The sequence below is a fragment of the Neobacillus piezotolerans genome (assembly GCF_003362805.1).
Taxonomy (GTDB): domain Bacteria; phylum Bacillota; class Bacilli; order Bacillales; family Cytobacillaceae; genus Bacillus_D; species Bacillus_D piezotolerans.
On the sequence record NZ_QNQT01000013.1, the window covers coordinates 54,959 to 75,818 of the forward strand.

Genomic DNA, 20,860 nt, shown 5'->3' on the forward strand with positions numbered 1-20,860 from the left:
AAAGAATCATTGTACAAGGAAGCTGAAATCGGCTAACATATGTGTAGAACCGACAATTTTTTTAAGATGACGCTTATGTTTTGATCGCCTAATGGAGTGATAAAAATGAACAAAGGCCAACGCCATATTAAAATCAGGGAAATCATTGCAAATAATGATATCGAAACCCAGGATGAGCTTGTTGATGAACTGAAAAGCCAAGGGGTGAACGTTACCCAGGCAACCGTTTCCCGGGATATTAAAGAACTCCATCTTGTCAAGGTGCCTCTGTTGGATGGTAGGTATAAATACAGCCTTCCCGCCGATCAGCGCTTCAATCCGCTCCAAAAATTGAAACGCGCCCTCATGGATGCGTTCGTTAGGATTGATTCGGCCGGCCATTTGCTCGTCATGAAAACACTTCCGGGAAATGCGATGTCGATAGGTGTTCTGATTGATAATCTCGATTGGGACGATATTCTCGGGACAATCTGCGGAGATGATACAATTTTAATCATTTGCAGGACCCCCGAAGATACCGATATCATTACAGACAGGTTCCTTGAAATGCTTTAGGTGGGGGAATGCTACTTGTTAACGGAACTATCCATAAAGAATTTTGCGATTATCGAGGCCCTTTCAGTTTCTTTCTCAAAGGGCCTGACTGTTTTGACCGGGGAAACCGGCGCTGGGAAATCGATTATCATTGATGCGATCCATCTACTTGTTGGCGGCAGGGGTTCGTCGGAATTTGTCCGCCACGGAGAGGATAAAGCGGAGATTGAAGGGCTGTTCCTTCTCGATGACACAAAACACCCATGTTTTTCGAAAACGGCCGAGTATGGTATTGATATGGAAGATTCGATGGTCGTCCTGCGGCGGGATATTAACCAGAACGGGAAAAGTGTGTGCAGGGTTAATGGGAAGCTTGTAACATTATCTGTTTTAAGGGAAATTGGAGGGACCCTCGTCGACATACATGGGCAGCATGAACACCAGGAACTTATGAATGAAGCCCTTCACTTGTCATTGCTCGACCAATTCGGCAATAATGGCATCCAGCATGTCCTCAAATCATACCAGCGTGTTTTCGGGGAATATGAGGAAACGATAGGCAAACTCCGCAGGCTCAGTGAAAATGAGCAGCAAATGGCCCATAGGCTGGATTTGATTCAATTCCAATACGAGGAAATCAGCAACGCAAACCTTAAAAAGGCTGAAGACGAAGAACTGGCTGAAGAGAAACAGAGGCTCGTCAATTTCGAAAAAATATTCGAATCTGTCCAATCAAGTTATAACGCGCTTAAGGGAGACTCCCGCGCGCTCGACTGGGCAGGCGAGGCAATGGGTATGCTTGAAGGCGCCGCAGCCCTTGACCCGGACTACAAAGAAACGTTCGAAGCGATATCGAACAGCTATTACATGCTGGAAGATGCCGCATCAAATCTCCGAAACAAATTGGATATCCTTGAATATGACCCGGAAAGACTGAATGAAATCGAGGCCCGGCTGACAGAAATCAATCAATTGAAGCGGAAATATGGGAAAACCATCCCTGAAATCCTCTTATATGCGGAAAAAATACATGCTGAAATTGATGCGCTCCAAAATAAAGAAACCCATATCGGGAATCTTGAAAAGCAACTTTCCGAATTTAAAAAACAGCTTTCAAAAGAGGCTTCCGAATTAACATCTGTTAGGAAAAAGTGGGCCGAAAAACTGGAAAAACTGATCCATAAGGAATTGAAGGACCTATACATGGCCAAAACTGTATTTGAAATCCGTTTCTTAGAGGAAGGTCCACATTATACGAGGATGGGCGCGGACAAAGTGGAATTTTTCATTTCGACAAACCCGGGCGAGCCGTTAAAACCGCTTTCCAAGGTTGCGTCCGGCGGTGAATTGTCGCGTATTATGCTTGCCCTTAAGAGCATTTTCTCGAAACATCAGGGAGTGACTTCAATTATATTCGATGAGGTTGATACTGGTGTAAGCGGAAGGGTGGCCCAGGCAATAGCTGAAAAAATCTCCCGTGTCGCAGCCGGCTCGCAGGTTCTCTGCATCTCCCACCTTCCGCAGGTGGCGGCGATGGCGGATACCCATCTGCTCATTTCGAAGGTAACAAAAGGCGGAAGGACGAAAACAACCGTCGTCCCTTTGAACGAAGTGGAAAAAGTTGCAGAGATTGGCCGGATGATATCAGGGGTCGAAATAACCGATTTAACGAAGGAACATGCGAAAGAGTTGCTGGTTCTCGCCGCGAAAATCAAAAATACATGAAATGCTATCCAGTATGGGTAGCTTTTTTATTTGCCTGTGGGTTATAAATGCTTCGCAACCCGGCAAAATTATAACTGTAGCCATTTTTACAGGACAGCAACCGAAGCGAGGAGAGTGAGGTATTTGAATAAAAAAATGCTGAGAAAAATAATCGGTGGAATTCTCCTTGTTTCAATCATCGCTTTAGCAAGCTGGAAGCCATTTCAGATGTATTTAGAAATTCCAAGGCAAATTACCGTTTTCCAGGGTGAGAAGGTTTCTTTTGGAAAGGCTTCCGCCGTGTTCGCTGCAGTGGCGGCGAGCCCTGAAACGATTGTGCTTAATCAGACCGATCACCTTGTCTCCGTGTCGGCAAAGGAATCGGGAAAAAGTGAAGTAATCCTCGACCTGGCGGGTTTTCCAATTAAAAAGGTCGATGTGAATGTTTTGAAAGGGTTCAGGGTTTATCCAGGAGGGCAGTCAATTGGAGTTAAATTAAATACAGTTGGCGTCCTAGTGGTCGGCCATCATCAAGTTGAGACAGAAAAAGGCAGAAAATCTCCTGGAGAATTGTCAGGGATAAAAGTTGGCGATATCATTACTGAAATTAACGGGCAGAAAATTGAAAAAATGTCCGATGTCTCTCCTTTCGTCCAGGAGGCGGGGAAGAACGGAAAGCCCTTGAACATCCTGATTTCCAGGGAAAAGGGAAAGTTTAAGGCCGAACTCTTGCCTCTTAGGGAAAAAGGGGCATCCAATTATAAACTTGGGCTTTACATCCGAGACTCAGCTGCCGGAATTGGTACAATGACGTTCTATCATCCAGATTCAAAAAAATACGGGGCGCTTGGCCATGTCATATCAGATATGGATACGAAAAAGCCGATTGTCGTTGAGGACGGGCAGATTGTCAGGTCAACTGTAACAGCCATTGAAAAAGGAAGCAACGGCAATCCAGGCGAAAAACTTGCAAGATTTTCAGACGACAAAGAAATAATTGGAAATATAAACAAAAACAGCCCATTTGGCATATTTGGGAAGTTAAACCGTGATATCGAAAACGACATTTTGGATAAACCGCTTCCTATCGCATTATCCCATCAGGTCAAAGAAGGACCTGCCAAAATCTTGACGGTCGTGGATAACGATAAAGTGGAGATGTTCAATATTGAAATCGTCAGCACAATCCCGCAGAAGTTCCCGGCTACAAAGGGGATGGTCATTAAAGTGACGGATCCAAGACTCTTGGCTAAAACAGGTGGAATTGTCCAAGGGATGAGCGGAAGCCCAATCATCCAGTCTGGGAAGATCGTCGGGGCAGTCACCCATGTATTTGTAAACGACCCGACATCGGGCTATGGCGTCCATATTGAATGGATGCTAACGGAAGCGGGAATTGATATATATCAAAAGCCGGAATCAAAAGCAAGCTGATATGGTTCCGGAACACAATCTGGCCCTTTTTAAGGGGCCTTTTTGTTTAGGGTGAGCCTAACAGGATATACAATAAATAAAGATTTTTCGACAAGTTTGAAAAGAAACCCGAAAATGGTCGAAAAACGGAGAAAAATAAAGAAATTACCTTTTTTCGTGGGTTTTTTAAGAAAATTTTATTGGTTCGCAGGATTTCCTGTTGCATTGTCGAATTTGTCATTTAGAATAGAAAATAGGTTATACCGAACATGAATCTTTTATGGAATCCAAGGAGGTAACTGGGAGTGAAAAAAATCAAAGTTTGTGTGGTGGATGATAATAGGGAATTGGTAGGTCTTCTAGATGAGTACATATCTTCTCAAGAAGACATGGAGGTCGCCGGGATTGCCCATAACGGCCAAGAGTGCCTTGAAATGCTTGAAGAAGTGAATCCCGATGTTCTTGTATTGGATATTATTATGCCCCATCTCGACGGGCTTGCGGTTTTGGAAAGGATGCGCGAATCGAAAAACGGACCGATGCCGAATGTTATTATGCTGACCGCTTTTGGCCAGGAAGATGTTACGAAGAAAGCGGTTGAATTAGGGGCATCCTATTTTATCCTAAAGCCGTTTGATATGGAAATGTTAGGAAACCACATCCGTACCGTCAATGGAAAAACAAGTATAACGCGAAAAGGGCATACTTCCGGATTCCGAAGCAATTCCGACCAAAAGCCGAAAAACCTTGACGCCAGCATTACATCCATCATCCATGAAATCGGGGTCCCGGCCCATATTAAGGGGTACCTTTATCTCCGTGAGGCAATTTCCATGGTATACAATGATATTGAACTCCTTGGTTCCATCACAAAAGTCCTGTATCCGGATATTGCGAAAAAATACAACACGACCGCCAGCAGGGTGGAACGGGCCATCCGACATGCAATCGAAGTGGCCTGGAGCAGGGGAAACATCGATTCCATTTCGTCATTGTTCGGTTATACGGTCAGCATGTCGAAAGCAAAGCCAACAAATTCGGAATTCATTGCGATGGTCGCTGACAAATTGCGCCTTGAGCACAAGGCTTCATAGCAAGGCACCGGCCTGATGGTATGTTTGTTCATCCCTCTTCACAATTCGTGAAGGGGGATTTTTACGAAAAAATAGGAAAGGGAGCTCCCTTTCCTATTTTTTTTTGAACCTTTCCTGAACCTTATTTCGTTTTCGATCCCGATAAAGGATAAACCCGGCAACGAATCCAAGCCCCAGGATAAATAAAATAAATCCTAAAAGAAATTGGAGCCACAGATGGGAAAACGGCGGCTGCAATCTCCCGAACACCATATCGCGCATTAGTTTTATTCCATAGGCTGCCAAAAACCCGGGAATAAGCATTACAACGAGGGCTGCTATACGCTTCATGCCAACATTCCTTCCCCGCACTTCTATAAAATTGTGCCTCAGAAAAATCATAGTCCAAGAACCAGATTTGTCAAGAACCATGAGAAAAGCTACAATTATAATGAAAAAGGTTGCATGCACTTTTAACGAAACATGAAATTATTTGCCGGGAAAGCGGTAAACCATTCATGAAGGGGGCATGGGGTTGCCAAATGCAATGATTATTGGTGCGGGCAAGGGCGGAACCGCCATCCTTAAAATGCTGAAGGAAGCGGAAGTGCTTGATGTCAAGGCTGTCATTGACAGGTACGAAGACGCTCCGGGAATTGTACTTGCGCAAGAGGCGGGGATTCCAACTGGAACTGATTGGAGAGCGTTCCTGGATAAAAAAATTGATATCATTTTCGAGGTTACGGGGAACCCGGAAGTTTTTCCGGAATTGAGGGAAGCGGCAGGCCGAGAGTCAATTCTTGTTCCGGGAAGCGTTGCTTTTTTAATTTCCACCTTGATGGAAGAAAAAGAAGACTTGATTGAGCGCCTTAAAAATGAATCGTATAAACATGATTTAATTTTTAACTCGACGGACGATGGAATGGTTGTCATTAATAGGGACGGGATTGTTACCCTTCTCAACAGGCGCGCGTCCGAAATGGTCAATTACACCCATAAAAAAGCAGCCGGGAAACATATATGGGAGGTTATTCCTTCGAGCAGGCTGCCCATCGTGATGGAAACCCGGAGGATAGAAGCAAACCAGGAGATGGTCCTCGAAAACGGCGTGAAAATTATTACAACGAGAATTCCGATTATAGATGGAAGCGGAGTGCTGATCGGGGCTTTTGCTGTATTCAAAGATATTTCGGAAGTTGTCCGCCTTGCTGAGGAAATTACGAATTTAAAGGAAATTCAGACGATGCTTGAAGCGATTATCCAATCCAGCGATGACGCGATATCGGTTGTCGATGAAGAAGGGCGTGGAATTCTTGTAAACCCCGCATATAACCGGATAACGGGCCTAAGCAGGGAACAGGTAATCGGCCAGCCGGCCACAGCCGATATTTCCGAAGGGGAAAGCATGCATATGAGGGTGTTGACAACCCGAAGACCAGTGCGCGGTGTCCCGATGCGTGTTGGTCCGAATAAAAAGGAAGTCATTGTAAATGTGGCACCTATCATTGTTGAGGGAAAGCTAAAGGGGAGCGTTGGCGTTATCCATGATATGTCCGAGATCAAATCCTTGAACAGGGAATTAACGAGGGCCCGTCAAATTATCCGGACGCTCGAAGCAAAATATTCCTTTGAGGATATTATCGGGCAATCCGAAGAGATGCTCCTTGCAATTGAACAGGCCAAACTTGCCGCTAAAACGCCGGCAACCGTCCTGCTGAGGGGGGAATCCGGCACAGGAAAAGAATTATTCGCCCACGCCATCCACAATGCGAGCGACCGGCGCTTCAATAAGTTTGTGAGGGTCAATTGCGCCGCCTTGTCGGAAACCCTTTTGGAAAGCGAACTGTTTGGTTATGAAGAAGGGGCTTTTTCCGGGGCGAAAAGGGGCGGGAAACGAGGGCTGTTCGAAGAGGCAAACAACGGAAGCATTTTTCTTGATGAGATTGGCGAACTGTCCGTGAATACGCAGGCCAAGCTGCTGCGTGTCCTGCAGGAAAGGGAAATTATACGGGTTGGCGGGACAAAGCCGGTGCCAATCAATGTTAGAATTATCGCCGCCACGAATGTCAATCTGGAAAAAGGGATTGCGTCAGGTACTTTCCGGGAGGATCTATACTACAGAATCAACCGGCTGCCTATCCATATTCCCCCTTTAAGGAATCGAAAAGAAGAAATACCGCTTTTGTGTGAAAGGCTGATCCAAAAAATCAACCAGGATTATGGAAGAAATGTGGAAGGGGTAACAGATGCCGCGATTCTTCGCCTACAGGAATACGGCTGGCCTGGAAATGTCCGGGAGCTCGAAAATATCCTTGGCAGGGCGATTATTTATATGGGATACAATGAAACGATTATAGAAGGAAAACATCTGCCCGAGCTGAAAAACAAGGAAGCAGTGCGCCAGGAATGCATTGGGGTTCCTGAAGATGAAATTGAATCATCATCCCTTGCAGACCTGATGGATCGTTATGAAGCGGAAATTATTATCCGGACGATGGAACGGACAAAAGGGAATAAAACGAAAGCCGCAAAGCTGCTTGGACTGTCGATCAGAAATTTGTATTATAAGCTTGAAAAATACAAACTTGAAAATTAAAGCATGCAATAATTTGCATGCACTGCACTTTTTTGCAAGGAAAACTGGCATGTAGAGCAGTGCGGTTATTTCGGGGAATATTTTAGCCAACTGATATTCTCTTTTTTAACGGCATCGTATAAGATTTTCGTGCTTCTATTGTGGTAAGCTACAATTTGGCATGGAACTTGCATGTTAGGATAACGGGAATGAGTTACCCATTAAAGGGGATGATTGCACATAATGTTTCTTGAAGCGTTAATCGGCAGAGCGGCAGAAAACGGCAAAAAAACAGTGGCAGTTGCTGCAGCGGGGGATCACGAAGTACTTGATGCAGTTTGCATGGCCACAAAACGTAATTTGGCAAATTTCCTTCTGTACGGGGACCGTGGCCAGATTGAATCCATGATTGCCCCTCCGCCGGATAGTTCAATCAGTATCATACACAGCCCAAATCCGCAAAAAGCCGCGGAAGAAGCAGTAAAGGCGGTAAGCAGCGGACGTGCGAATGTTTTAATGAAAGGGAACGTTCAGACCTCCGCTCTTTTAAAGGCGGTCCTGAACAAGGAATTCGGCCTTAGGACAGGAAAAATCCTGTCTCATACAGCAGCCTTTGAAATTGATGGATATGACAGGCTGATTTTTGTTACTGACGCGGGAATGAACATTGCCCCCGATTTGGAACAAAAAGCCGGGATTATAAAAAATGCGGTGGAATTGGCGAATTCGCTCGGGATTAAAAATCCAAAGGTAGCGCCCTTGTGCGCGGTTGAAACAGTGAATCCCGCCATGCAGGCGACTTTGGATGCAGCTTCGTTGTCGGCTATGAACAGGCGGGGTCAAATCAGCGGCTGCACCGTGGACGGGCCTCTTGCGCTTGACAATGCGGTGTCCTTGCTTGCCGCGGAGCACAAAGGAATTTCAGGTGATGTCGCTGGTAAAGCGGATATTCTTCTCGTTCCGACAATCGAAACGGGAAATGTCCTTTATAAGTCACTTGTGTATTTTGCGAAAGCAAGAGTCGGTGCGGTCATCTGCGGTGCGAAAGCGCCCATTATCCTTACTTCAAGGTCCGATTCTTCTGAAAGCAAGCTTTACTCACTCGCTCTGGCACTATGCTCTGTGCCTGCACAAAATTGAGATTAGGGAGGAAATTGAAATGGAACTCTTTAAATATTTGGAACAGTATGATTACGAACAGGTAGTTTTCTGCCAGGATAAGCAATCCGGGTTAAAAGCGATTATTGCCATCCATGACACGACTCTTGGTCCGGCTCTTGGCGGGACAAGAATGTGGACATATGAATCAGAAGAAGCGGCAATTGAGGATGCCCTCCGCCTCGCTCGTGGAATGACATATAAAAATGCGGCGGCTGGTTTAAACCTTGGCGGCGGGAAAACTGTCATCATAGGCGATCCGCGTAAAGATAAGAATGAGGAATTGTTCCGTGCTTTCGGAAGGTATGTCCAGGGCTTGAATGGCCGTTACATAACTGCTGAAGATGTCGGCACGACTGTTGCCGATATGGATTTAATCCATGAAGAAACAGACTATGTCACTGGAATTTCCCCTGCGTTCGGATCTTCGGGAAATCCATCCCCAGCTACTGCTTATGGAGTATTCAGGGGAATGAAGGCTGCCGCCAAGGAAGCTTATGGTTCGGATTCCCTTGAGGGAAAAACAGTTGCCATCCAGGGAGTGGGGAATGTGGCCTACAATCTTTGCCGCCACCTTTATGAAGAAGGTGCCAGGTTGATTGTTACCGATATAAATAAAGAAGCAGTTCAAAGGGCTGTTGAAGAGTTCGGGGCGAAGGCTGTGGAACCGGATGAAATTTACGGAGTCGATTGTGACATTTACGCCCCATGTGCGCTCGGTGCTGTCATAAATGATGAGACAATTCCGCAATTAAAGGCAAAGGTGATTGCGGGATCGGCGAATAACCAGCTGAAGGATACACGCCATGGGGACTTAATCCATGAACTGGGTATTATATATGCTCCGGATTATGTCATCAATGCAGGCGGCGTTATCAATGTAGCTGACGAACTTTATGGCTATAACCATGAGCGGGCTATGAAAAAAATTGAAACGATTTATTCCAACATCGAAAAAGTCATTGAAATCGCAAAGCGCGATGGAATTCCTACCTACAAGGCAGCGGACAGGATGGCGGAGGAGCGGATTGAAAGAATGCGCAATTCCCGAAGCCAATTCCTTCAAAACGGCCACCATATCCTGAGCAGGCGTTAACGGCCGTTCAAACTAAACCATCAGCGGAAAAAACGCCGCCGATGGAAGTTTCACTTTACCAGCTTTTCTGGAGGTCCTCAATGGAGCAAAACAAAGACTATCGGATCCTGGTAATCAATCCAGGCTCAACATCCACGAAAATCGGCATCTTTGATAATGAGCGGCCGGTACTCGAAAAGACGATTCGCCATGAATCTGAAACAATTACTTCCTTTGAGAGCATCATCGATCAATATGCATTCCGCAAAGAGACGATTCTGGAAACGCTTGATAATGAAGGGATCAATTTATCAAAATTAAGCGCCGTCTGCGGGCGAGGCGGATTGCTTCGCCCTATCGAAGGCGGTACATATTCGGTCAATAGCGCGATGCTTGAAGACTTGAGAAACGGCTATTCCGGCCAGCATGCCTCCAATCTTGGCGGAATCATCGCCCATGAGATAGCGATGGGGCTGAATATCCCGGCATTTATCGTCGATCCTGTCGTCGTAGATGAACTGGAGAATCTCGCAAGGGTTTCCGGATTTTCGTTAATAGAGAGAAAGAGCATCTTTCATGCCCTTAACCAGAAAGCCGTGGCTAGAAGGGTGGCAAAGGAACTGGGCAAAAGCTATTTCGACCTTAATTTAATCGTTGTCCATATGGGCGGAGGCATAACGGTTGGCGCACATAAGGGCGGCAGGGTCATCGATGTGAACAACGGGCTGCACGGAGATGGACCATTCAGCCCGGAACGCGCGGGCACAGTTCCGGTTGGCGACCTTGTCAGCTTGTGTTTTTCGGGAGAATACTTCCGGGATGAAATAATGAAAAAGCTTGTCGGACAGGGAGGGCTAATCGGCTACCTTGGAACAAGCGACGCCGTTCAGGTTGAAAAAATGATAGAAAAAGGAAACGGGAAAGCGAAGCTTGTGTATGAAGCGATGGCTTACCAGGTCGCCAAGGAAATCGGGGCCGCCAGCGCGGTCCTTGCGGGGAAGGTCGATGCGATCATCCTGACAGGCGGGCTCGCATATGGAAAATCATTTGTTAAGTCGATAACTGAACGGATCAACTGGATTTCGGATGTAATAGTCCAACCAGGAGAAAATGAACTCCAGGCCCTAGCTGAAGGCGCGCTGCGCGTCCTTCGGGGCGAAGAGGAAGCCAAAGTCTACCCGAATCCGGGAAAAGTTCATACAGCAACTATTTAACAGGGGGCAAAACCAATGGCTCAGGAATATGATTTGGTCATTCTAGGCGGGGGCACCGGAGGCTATGTGGCCGCTATCCGCGCCTCGCAATTAGGCCTAAAGACAGCGATTGTTGAAAAAGGAAAGCTCGGAGGGACGTGCCTCCATAACGGCTGCATCCCTTCCAAAGCCCTGCTTAGGAGCGCCGAGGTTTATGCCACGGCTAAAAAAAGCGAGCAATTTGGCGTATTCGCTTCGGATGTTACCTTTGATTTCGGCAAAGTCCAAGAACGCAAGGAATCAATTGTATCCCAGCTGCATAAAGGGGTCCAGCACCTCATGAAACAGGGGAAGATCGATGTTTATGAAGGTACGGGAAGAATTCTCGGCCCATCCATCTTCTCACCGATGCCGGGAACGATATCGGTCGAAATGAATGATGGTTCGGATAATGAAATGCTCATACCGAAAAATGTTGTTGTCGCTACCGGGTCAAGGCCCCGTTCTTTGCCAGGCCTTGAAATCGACGGGGAATTTGTCCTTTCCTCGGACGAGGCGCTTAAAATGGAATCCCTGCCTTCTTCCATTATCATCGTAGGCGGAGGGGTTATCGGTATTGAGTGGGCCTCCATGCTTTGCGATTTCGGGGTTGAAGTGACTGTGCTCGAATACGCTCCGCGGATCATTCCGACCGAGGACCATGACGTATCAAAGGAAATGCAGCGCCTCATGAAAAAACGGGGAGTCAAGATTGTTACCGGAGCGAAGGTGCTGCCTGACACGCTTGCAACAGGTGAAGGCGTCACAATTTCCGCCGAAGTGAAGGATGCTGTCAAGGAATACAAGGCCGATAAACTCCTTGTATCCGTAGGCCGGCAGGCGAATATCGAAGGCATCGGCCTTGAAAACACGGAAATTGAAATTGAAAAAGGCTTCATTAAAACAAATGAATTTTTCCAAACGAAAGAATCCCATATCTATGCTGTTGGGGATGTAATCGGAGGGCTTCAGCTCGCCCATGTGGCTTCCCACGAGGGAATTGTCGCCGTGGAGCATATCGCGGGAAAAGACCCGCAGCCGATTGATTACACAATGGTTTCAAAATGCATTTACAGCCACCCCGAAGCAGCCAGCGTCGGCTTGACCGAAGCGGAGGCGAAGGAACTAGGCCACAAAGTAAAGACTGGAAAATTCTCGTTTAGGGCAATCGGCAAGGCGCTTGTTTTCGGGGAGTCGGACGGCTTCGTCAAAATCGTCGCCGACGAAGAAACAAACGACCTGCTTGGCGTCCATATGATCGGCCCGCATGTGACGGATATGATTTCCGAAGCCGGGCTTGCAAAGGTGCTGGATGCGACCCCATGGGAAATCGCCCACACAATCCATCCGCACCCAACACTGTCGGAGGCTATTGGGGAAGCCGCTCTAGCAGTCGATGGAAGGGCGCTCCATTCCTAAATTCCATTCTTGGAAACGGGATGGCTCGTTTGCTTCTTGCTTAATTCTAATATTTGGGAGGTATGTGTTCATGGCAGAAAATCGCCACCATTCATTGGGACTAAGCGACGAAAAAGTACTGGAAATGTACGAAACAATGCTTATGTCCAGGCGCTTGGACGAACGGATGTGGCTCTTGAACCGTTCGGGAAAAATACCATTTGTAATTTCGTGCCAGGGGCAGGAGGCCGCGCAGGTTGGCGCAGCATTCGCACTGGACAGGGAGAAGGATTATGTCCTCCCTTACTACAGGGATATGGGGGTTGTCCTCACATTTGGGATGACGCCGACGGAATTGATGCTTTCGGGATTCGCGAAAGCGGAAGACCCTAACTCAGGCGGACGCCAAATGCCGGGCCACTTCGGGCAAAAGAAAAACCGCATCGTGACCGGCTCATCCCCGGTTACAACCCAGGTGCCGCATGCGGTAGGGATAGCGCTCGCCGGCAAAATGGAAAAGAAGGACTTTTTAACTTTTGTAACTTTCGGCGAAGGTTCATCCAACCAGGGAGATTTCCACGAAGGCGCGAATTTCGCTGGCGTCCATAAACTGCCTGTCATTTTTATGTGCGAAAACAACAAATATGCCATTTCCGTGCCGATTGAAAAGCAGCTGGCCTGCGAAAATGTATCCGATAGGGCGATTGGCTACGGCATGCCGGGGATTACAGTGGATGGAAACGACCCGCTCGAGGTTTACAAGGTTGTTAAAGAAGCTGCTGACCGCGCCCGCCGCGGCGAAGGGCCAACGCTTGTCGAAACCATTACGTACCGGCTAACGGCCCATTCATCGGATGATGATGACAGGGTCTACCGCGCCCCGGATGAAGTTGCCGACGCAAAGACAAAGGACCCGATTATTACATTCGGCGCCTACCTAAAAGAAACTGGCGTCATGGATGATGAAGTGGAAAAGAAAATCAACGACCGGATTATGAAACAAGTAAATGAAGCGACGGAATATGCCGAGAATGCGCCATATGCAAATCCGGAAGACGCGCTTAAATATGTCTATGCGGAAAGTCAGGGGGATGCATAAATGGCGGTAATTTCTTATATTGATGCAGTCACAATGGCGATACGTGAAGAGATGGAAAGGGATCCAAGGGTATTCGTCCTGGGCGAGGACGTCGGACGCAAAGGCGGCGTCTTTAAGGCGACTCACGGATTGTATGAAAAGTTCGGCGAGGAACGCGTCATTGATACGCCTTTAGCTGAATCTGCAATTGCCGGTGTTGGCATTGGAGCGGCGATGTATGGCATGCGCCCGATTGCCGAGATGCAATTCGCGGATTTCATCATGCCCGCTGTCAACCAGATTATTTCAGAGGCTGCCAGGATCCGGTACCGATCCAATAATGACTGGAGCTGCCCGATTGTCATTCGCGCGCCATATGGCGGCGGAGTCCACGGCGCCTTGTACCATTCGCAATCGGTAGAAGCGGTGTTTGCGAACCAGCCCGGCTTGAAAATCGTCATGCCATCCACCCCTTATGATGTGAAGGGTCTGTTGAAGGCGGCGATCCGCGACGAGGATCCGGTTTTGTTTTTTGAACATAAACGGGCATATCGCCTCATAAAAGGCGAGGTTCCGGAAGACGATTACACGTTGCCAATCGGCAAGGCGGATGTTAAGAGGGAAGGGGAAGACATTACCGTCATTACGTACGGCCTATGCGTCCATTTCGCCCTCCAGGCAGCCGAAAAACTTGCGAAGGATGGCATCTCTGCCCATATCCTCGATTTGAGGACGGTTTATCCGCTTGATAAAGAGGCTATCATTGAGGCTGCCTCCAAAACCGGAAAAGTCCTCCTTGTCACAGAAGACAATAAGGAAGGCAGCATTATGAGCGAAGTGTCGGCGATTATTGCGGAACATTGCCTATTCGATCTCGATGCGCCGATCAAAAGGCTGGCGGGTCCGGATGTTCCAGCGATGCCTTATTCCCCGACTATGGAGAAGTTCTTTATGATCAATCCTGAAAAGGTTGAAAAAGCCATGCGGGAGCTCGCTGAATTTTAATTCCGGGTTCCTGAATATGTTTGAAGGAGTGACCTCACTTGGCAGTTGAACAAATTAAAATGCCGCAGCTGGGAGAAAGTGTAACAGAAGGCACGATAAGCAAATGGCTTGTATCTCCCGGTGACAAAGTCAATAAATATGATCCGCTTGCAGAGGTCATGACAGATAAAGTAAATGCCGAAATCCCGTCTTCTTTTGAAGGGACAATAAAGGAATTGGTTGCCGGGGAGGGCGACACCCTCGCGGTAGGCGAGACTATCTGTACAATTGAAGTCGGCGGCGCGGAAGAAGCTACCACCGCATCTGCTCCGGCAGCTTCAGCAAATATTGCTGTGGATAAAGCCGAGCAAGCTGCTGAGTCTGTATCGGGTGAACAAAACGGAAACAGACCGCGCTATTCACCAGCCGTCCTGAAGCTATCGCAGGAACATGGAATCGACCTCGGCCAGGTGAAGGGTACCGGTGCTGGCGGGCGAATTACACGCAAGGATCTTTTGAAATTGATCGAATCCGGAAATATTCCGGCAGCGGGTGACCAAAAAGCCGAACCGCTTAGCAGCCAGACGCCTGCTGCTCAGGTTTCCGGGCAAGCCATTCAGGAATCTAAGCCAGCCGCGGCAGCGCCGGTAATCGTTCCTTCCATGCCTGGCGATATCGAAATACCTGTAACTGGGGTAAGGAAAGCAATCGCGGCCAATATGCTGAGAAGCAAGCATGAGGCACCGCACGCCTGGACGATGGTTGAGGTTGATGCGACCGGCCTGGTTGAATACCGCAACTCCATTAAGGATGATTTTAAAAAGAAGGAAGGTTTCAACCTTACATTCTTCGCGTTTTTCGTAAAAGCAGTCGCCCAGGCGCTGAAGGAATTCCCGCAAATCAATTCAATGTGGGCAGGAGACAAGATCCTCCAAAAGAAGGATATCAATATTTCAATCGCGGTAGCGACAGAGGATGCGCTTTTCGTCCCTGTCATCAAGCATGCTGATGAAAAGACGATCAAAGGCATCGCCCGTGAAATAACCGAGCTGGCCGGAAAAGCCCGGGGCGGCAAGCTGACAATGGATGAAATGCAGGGAGGCACCTTCACGGTCAACAACACAGGCTCATTCGGTTCGGTGCAGTCCATGGGAATCATCAACTATCCACAGGCTGCAATCCTTCAGGTAGAATCGATTGTCAAACGCCCTGTTGTGATGAATAACGGCATGATTGCCGTAAGGGATATGGTGAACCTGTGCATGTCGCTCGACCACCGTGTGCTGGACGGCCTTATTTGCGGAAGGTTCCTGCAGCGGGTCAAGGAGATTATCGAAAATACCTCAAAGTCGAATACGTCCGTTTATTAAGGAAAATTGCAAGCCCGCTTCCGGTTGGAGGCGGGTTTTCAACTGGGCTTGCCATTCGTTTTTGCGTAAAGCGGAGACGGGTTCCGCGTTGCCTCAATATAGACGCTATAATACAATAAAAGCAGCGGATTTTTTAATTTAGGAACGGAAGCGAAAGGGGGGAATGTCTCCGCGTGCGGGGGCAAAGAGTATGGGGATGGACAAAATCATGGCTTATCGCTTTTCCGAAACAACCATGGCTGATTGGAAAAATAAAGCTGAACAAGCCTTAAAAGGCAAATCAACCGATACGTTGAACAGCCGTACATATGAATCGATAATTTTGAAACCGCTTTACACACGTGAGGATTGTGTAAATGCCGGCTATCCCGGGAGCCCCGATTTTAGGCGGGGGATCAATCCGCCTGGTTACAGGGACAGGAAATGGCATATTGCACAGCAAATTTCCTGGGATTCCGCCGACGAATTATCGCGTAAGCTCAAGGATGCCTTTTCAAAAGGGCAGACCTCGATTTCTTTTAAAATGAAGGAGGGGTTTGAGCGGGATGCGGCCATCGCATCTTACGGATTTTCGGAGAACCATCCGTACGCGATCGATGCCGGAAGCGGCCAAGCAGCCTTTCTCTCGGCTTTGGATGAAGCTGATCGAACTGCCGGTTTAACTGGATATATCGGGTTTGACCCGTTGGCCGAATTCGCGATAAGGAACGGAGACAAACCTCTCGACTTAGGAGATTATGCGGAAACCATTACGGGGGCAGCCGTGAAGCATACGAATCTTAGGACGGTTCTGGTTGATGCGGGTGTTTATCATAACGGAGGGGCGAATGCCGTCCAGGAACTGGCAGCAGCGGCGGCTTCGGGTGTTTTTTATATTGAAAGGCTCCTTGAGGCGGGCATGGATATTGATTCGATTTTTACAAAAATCGTCTTCTCTTTCGCAACAGGCGCGAATTTCTTCATGGAAATCGCGAAGTTCCGGGCAGCGAGGATTATCTGGGATAGAATCGGAGAACTTTATGGAGCTGTTGAACCCGTCCGCGGCATGGTTATCGCAGCACAAACTTCCCAGTTTACAAAAACGCTGTATGACCCGCATGTGAATCTTCTTCGCGCCGGGAATGAAGCGTTTGCCGCGGTGCTTGGCGGCGTCCAGTATCTACATGTTGAGCCGTTCGATTCGCTCGAGGGTGCAACTCCCCTTTCTGAACGGATAGCAAGGAATATCCAGCTCATTCTTCAGGAAGAAGCCTATCTCGATAAAGTTGCCGATCCCGCTGGAGGGTCATGGTATGTTGAAGAACTGACCGAGCAATTGGCTGAAAAGGCTTGGGAGCTTTTTGTAAAAATAGACTCGCTCGGAGGCATGCATGCAGTGCTGGCGACAGGATGGCTCAAAAAGGAAATTGGGGCCACGCTTGACCAAAGGATGTCGGACGCAAAAACGAGAAAGCAAAGCATCGTCGGCACGAACGTATATGCGAATCTTGCCGAAACTGCGAAGGCAATCCCAGAGCAAAGGGATGTTTGGGAACATGGAATCCGGGGAACGCGGCTATCAATTCCCTTTGAGGAACTGCGCCTGAAAACAGCCGCGCTTGAAAAATCAGGGCAAAAGGCTTCAGTGGGCCTCATTTGCCTCGGAAGTCTGAAAGAAAGCAAGGCGCGCGCGGACTTTGTGGAAGGCTTCGTGGCCCCAGGCGGCATAAGGGCGGGCCGGAGCGGGGTGGTCGTGTCCCTGGATGATGCAGAAGAGTTTATAGCCGAAACAGGGTTCCCCCGTTATTGCTTTTGCTCCACGGATGAGCGTTATAAGGAAGATGGACTTGGGATTTTAACAGAATTGAAGAGGCGCCACCCGGGGATTTTGTTTTACCTTGCCGGGCAGCCTGGGGAAAAAGACGAATGGCTTGAGGCGGGCCTAACTGATTTTATCCATATAAAAAGCAATTGCCATGACTTTTTGGCGAATGTGATTGCTGAAATGGAGGCTGCAGCTAATGACTAAAAAGCCTGATTTTCAAACGGTGGACCTATTCGGGACAGACCGCCCTACCAGAAAAGAAGAATGGAAGGCTAAGGTTGAAAAGCTTGCTGGGGAACAAATCGACCGCCTTCTGTTTGAAACGAATGAAGCAATCGGCCTGAAGCCCGTATATACAGAAGACGATCTTAACGGACTCGAACACCTCGATGGAAAGCCGGGTCTGCCGCCTTTTACACGAGGGCCATATCCAACCATGTATGTGAACAGGCCGTGGACCGTGCGCCAGTATGCAGGTTTTTCAACGGCTGAAGAAAGCAACGCCTTTTACAGAAGAAATCTGGCGATGGGGCAAAAAGGGCTGTCTGTAGCATTTGACCTCGCGACCCACCGCGGCTATGATTCCGACCATCCGCGAGTTGTCGGCGATGTCGGCAAGGCCGGGGTTGCGATTGATTCCGTCCTCGATATGAAAATCCTCTTCAACGGGATTCCGCTAGACCAAATGTCCGTATCGATGACGATGAACGGGGCCGTCCTGCCTGTTCTCGCATTCTACATTGTAACGGCTGAGGAACAGGGGGTAAGCAGGGAGCAGCTTTCAGGGACAATCCAGAATGATATTTTAAAAGAATACATGGTCCGGAACACGTATATTTATCCGCCAGAGATGTCGATGAAGATTATCGCGGATATCTTTGCCTATACATCCAGGCACATGCCGAAATTCAATTCGATTTCAATTTCCGGCTATCATATGCAAGAAGCGGGAGCGCCGGCTGATATTGAACTCGCCTATACGCTCGCGGACGGGCTTGAATATGTCAGGACCGGTTTGAAGGCCGGCATTGATATTGACTCGTTCGCCCCAAGGCTCAGTTTTTTCTGGGGAATCGGCATGAATTATTTCATGGAAGTCGCGAAGATGAGGGCGGCACGCTTCATCTGGGCAAAAATGATGAAGGAATTCAATCCGAAGAATGAAAAATCACTGGCGCTCAGGACTCATTCGCAAACGTCCGGCTGGAGCCTGACCGAGCAGGATCCCTTCAATAATGTAATGCGGACTTTCCTTGAGGCCCATGCCGCGGCAATGGGGCATACACAGTCGCTGCACACGAACGCCCTTGATGAAGCGATCGCGCTGCCGACAGACTTTTCGGCGCGGATCGCCCGCAATACGCAGCTTTTCCTGCAGGAGGAAACCGAGATTACAAAAGTCATTGATCCGTGGGGCGGTTCCTACTATGTTGAAGCACTGACAGCTGAATTGATCAAGCGGGCAACCGCCCATATTGACGAGGTGGAAGCGCTTGGCGGCATGGCAAAAGCGATTGAGACCGGCCTGCCGAAAATGAAAATCGAAGAGGCAGCCGCAAGAAGGCAGGCCCAAATCGATTCCGGCAAGGAAACAATCGTCGGTGTCAACAAATACAGGCTTGACCAGGAAGAGCCGCTGGAAATCCTCGATATCGACAACACGGCTGTCCGGAACAAGCAGATTGAGAGATTGAATCAATTAAAAGCGGACCGGGATGTGAGGGCTGTCGAAGCAGCACTAACCGCCCTTGAGGAGGCTGCTCGTTCTGGCAAAGGCAACCTGCTTGAATTTGCTGTTGAAGCTGCGAGGGCGAGGGCCAGCCTAGGTGAGATATCGGATTCGATTGAAAAAGCGGCCGGCCGCCATCGCGCAGCCATCCGTTCCGTTAGCGGGATTTACAGCTCCGCATTTTCAAATGAAGAAGAGATCGCCAGGGTCAAGGAAATGGCCGATGGATTCCTTGAAAATGAAGGAAGAAGGCCAAGGATTCTAATCGCGAAAATGGGCCAGGATGGCCATGACCGAGGCGCGAAGGTCATTTCGACCGCTTTCGCCGACCTTGGTTTTGACGTGGACATCGGTCCGCTGTTCCAAACCCCTGCCGAAACCGCGATGCAGGCGGTTGAAAACGATGTCCATGTGGTCGGCTTCAGTTCCCTTGCAGCCGGACATAAAACCCTTCTGCCGCAGCTTGTCGAGGAACTTAGGAAACTTGGCAGGCCGGACATTCTCGTCGTTGTCGGCGGGGTAATTCCGGCTCAGGATTATGCGTATTTATATGACCACGGCGCCGCTGCCATCTTCGGGCCGGGCACCGTCATCCCGGTCGCCGCCCAAAAAGTGATCAAGTCGATTTACGAATCACTCGGATACGAGGAAGTAGAGCATTGATGGGTAAGGATTTTGGAAAAGGGGATGGCGGGAAAGTGTTCCGTAAAAAAGTCGGTTCCTCGCTATCGATAGAAAGCCTCGCCAGCGGAATCCTTGCCGGGGAAAGAAGCGCATTGGCCCGCGGCATCACGCTTGTGGAAAGCAATGCGGGCCATCACTTCAAGGAAGCCCAGGCGCTTTTGCAAAAATTGCTCCCTCATAGCGGCAACTCGGTCCGAATCGGCATTACCGGTGTTCCCGGAGCGGGCAAAAGCACAATTATAGAAGCATTCGGTTCCTATCTTTGCGGGCTAGGCCATAAAGTTGCCGTCCTTGCCGTCGACCCAAGTTCAACGGTGAGCGGCGGCAGCATCCTTGGCGACAAAACGAGGATGGAAAATCTGTCGCGCGAACCGAACGCCTTCATCCGGCCCTCTCCTTCAGGCGGAAAGCTAGGCGGGGTCCATCGGAAAACGAGGGAGTCGATGCTGTTATGCGAGGCGGCTGGGTTCGATGTCATCCTCGTAGAAACGGTCGGGGTAGGTCAAAGTGAAACGGCTGTCAGGGGAATGGTCGATTTTTTCATGCTCCTTGTCCTTACCGGCGCTGGCGACGAGCTGCAAGGCATGAAAAAAGGCATTTTGGAGCTTGCTGATGCCATCGTGGTGAACAAGGCTGACGGGACGAACGAGCATCTCGCGGAACAGACGCGAATGGAATACAAGCGAATCCTCCATTTCCTGCAAGCGGCGACTCCTGGCTGGAACACCCGGGCGCTTGCATGCTCGGCTTTGACCCATAAAGGAATACCGGAAATTTGGTCGGTAATCGGCGAATTCAAGGAGGCGGCAGAACTGTCCGGTGTGTTTGCGGAAAGGCGTAGGTCGCAAATGCTTGACTGGTTCCACACGGTCATCTCCGACCAGCTCCACTACAGTTTTTATCAAAACGAAAGTGTTAGGCAACTGTTGCCCGCGCTGGAGAGCGATATCCTGGGTGGGAGAAAGACCGCAGCAAGCGCCGCAGAACAGCTTTTTGAGGTGTTTTATAGGCGGGGAGAGTAGAACCCAAAAGCAATTTGGTCAACAAGT

General features: G+C 48.8%; 15 protein-coding genes and 2 pseudogenes. 16 read left to right on the forward strand and 1 reads right to left on the reverse strand.

Annotated features, from left to right (window positions below):
- The first annotated feature begins 105 nt into the window (after positions 1-105).
- The 4 genes from ahrC to spo0A all read left to right on the forward strand — a co-directional run bounded on the left by ahrC (position 106) and on the right by spo0A (position 4,745).
- Positions 106-555: a transcriptional regulator AhrC/ArgR gene (ahrC, locus tag DRW41_RS19730; protein WP_115453746.1), complete on the forward strand. Its 450-nt coding sequence runs from the start codon at positions 106-108 to the stop codon at positions 553-555.
- A 15-nt stretch (positions 556-570) separates the two neighbouring features.
- On the forward strand, positions 571-2,259 hold the full coding sequence (gene recN, locus DRW41_RS19735; protein WP_115453747.1) for a DNA repair protein RecN: 1,689 nt from the start codon (positions 571-573) through the stop codon (positions 2,257-2,259).
- 123 nt (positions 2,260-2,382) lie between these two features.
- Positions 2,383-3,672: a SpoIVB peptidase gene (spoIVB, locus tag DRW41_RS19740; protein ID WP_115453748.1), complete on the forward strand. Its 1,290-nt coding sequence runs from the start codon at positions 2,383-2,385 to the stop codon at positions 3,670-3,672.
- Between the two features lie 284 nt (positions 3,673-3,956).
- On the forward strand, positions 3,957-4,745 hold the full coding sequence (gene spo0A / locus DRW41_RS19745; RefSeq protein WP_115453749.1) for a sporulation transcription factor Spo0A: 789 nt from the start codon (positions 3,957-3,959) through the stop codon (positions 4,743-4,745).
- A 93-nt stretch (positions 4,746-4,838) separates the two neighbouring features.
- Here spo0A and DRW41_RS19750 read toward each other — a convergent pair whose 3' ends face one another.
- The gene (locus DRW41_RS19750; protein ID WP_115453750.1) at positions 4,839-5,075 is read right to left on the reverse strand and encodes a DUF2627 domain-containing protein; all 237 of its coding nucleotides are present in this window, start codon (positions 5,073-5,075) and stop codon (positions 4,839-4,841) included.
- Between the two features lie 178 nt (positions 5,076-5,253).
- On the opposite strand from DRW41_RS19750, the gene DRW41_RS19755 reads away from it, so the two are divergent.
- The 12 genes and pseudogenes from DRW41_RS19755 (at position 5,254) to meaB (ending at position 20,833) form a co-directional block, all read left to right on the forward strand.
- Entirely contained in the window at positions 5,254-7,320 is a 2,067-nt protein-coding gene (locus DRW41_RS19755; RefSeq protein ID WP_439330888.1) for a sigma-54 interaction domain-containing protein, read from the forward strand.
- Positions 7,321-7,542: 222 nt separating this feature from the next.
- The gene (gene yqiS / locus DRW41_RS19760) at positions 7,543-8,439 is read left to right on the forward strand and encodes a phosphate butyryltransferase (protein ID WP_115453752.1); all 897 of its coding nucleotides are present in this window, start codon (positions 7,543-7,545) and stop codon (positions 8,437-8,439) included.
- A gap of 19 nt (positions 8,440-8,458) precedes the next feature.
- On the forward strand, positions 8,459-9,553 hold the full coding sequence (gene bcd, locus DRW41_RS19765; protein ID WP_115453753.1) for a branched-chain amino acid dehydrogenase: 1,095 nt from the start codon (positions 8,459-8,461) through the stop codon (positions 9,551-9,553).
- A gap of 80 nt (positions 9,554-9,633) precedes the next feature.
- The gene (gene buk / locus DRW41_RS19770) at positions 9,634-10,746 is read left to right on the forward strand and encodes a butyrate kinase (protein WP_115453754.1); all 1,113 of its coding nucleotides are present in this window, start codon (positions 9,634-9,636) and stop codon (positions 10,744-10,746) included.
- 15 nt (positions 10,747-10,761) lie between these two features.
- Positions 10,762-12,183 carry a dihydrolipoyl dehydrogenase gene (gene lpdA, locus DRW41_RS19775; RefSeq protein ID WP_115453755.1) on the forward strand — a complete coding sequence of 474 codons (1,422 nt, stop codon included), beginning with the start codon at positions 10,762-10,764 and terminating at the stop codon, positions 12,181-12,183.
- A 70-nt stretch (positions 12,184-12,253) separates the two neighbouring features.
- Positions 12,254-13,261 carry a thiamine pyrophosphate-dependent dehydrogenase E1 component subunit alpha gene (locus tag DRW41_RS19780; RefSeq protein ID WP_115453756.1) on the forward strand — a complete coding sequence of 336 codons (1,008 nt, stop codon included), beginning with the start codon at positions 12,254-12,256 and terminating at the stop codon, positions 13,259-13,261.
- Positions 13,262-14,245 (forward strand): alpha-ketoacid dehydrogenase subunit beta, encoded by a 984-nt coding sequence (locus tag DRW41_RS19785; protein ID WP_115453757.1) that lies wholly within the window; start codon positions 13,262-13,264, stop codon positions 14,243-14,245.
- A gap of 59 nt (positions 14,246-14,304) precedes the next feature.
- Positions 14,305-14,454: pseudogene (locus tag DRW41_RS23900) on the forward strand (biotin/lipoyl-containing protein); the annotation flags it as partial.
- 183 nt (positions 14,455-14,637) lie between these two features.
- Positions 14,638-15,594 (forward strand): annotated as a pseudogene (locus DRW41_RS19790) (dihydrolipoamide acetyltransferase family protein); the annotation flags it as partial.
- A 196-nt stretch (positions 15,595-15,790) separates the two neighbouring features.
- Positions 15,791-17,602: a methylmalonyl-CoA mutase family protein gene (locus DRW41_RS19795; protein WP_115453777.1), complete on the forward strand. Its 1,812-nt coding sequence runs from the start codon at positions 15,791-15,793 to the stop codon at positions 17,600-17,602.
- On the forward strand, positions 17,595-19,790 hold the full coding sequence (scpA, locus tag DRW41_RS19800) for a methylmalonyl-CoA mutase (RefSeq protein ID WP_115453759.1): 2,196 nt from the start codon (positions 17,595-17,597) through the stop codon (positions 19,788-19,790). The genes DRW41_RS19795 and scpA overlap by 8 nt, the downstream gene beginning before the upstream one ends.
- Complete coding sequence (gene meaB, locus DRW41_RS19805) at positions 19,790-20,833, forward strand: methylmalonyl Co-A mutase-associated GTPase MeaB (protein ID WP_115453760.1); 1,044 nt, start codon at positions 19,790-19,792, stop codon at positions 20,831-20,833. The genes scpA and meaB overlap by 1 nt, the downstream gene beginning before the upstream one ends.
- Positions 20,834-20,860: the final 27 nt, after the last annotated feature.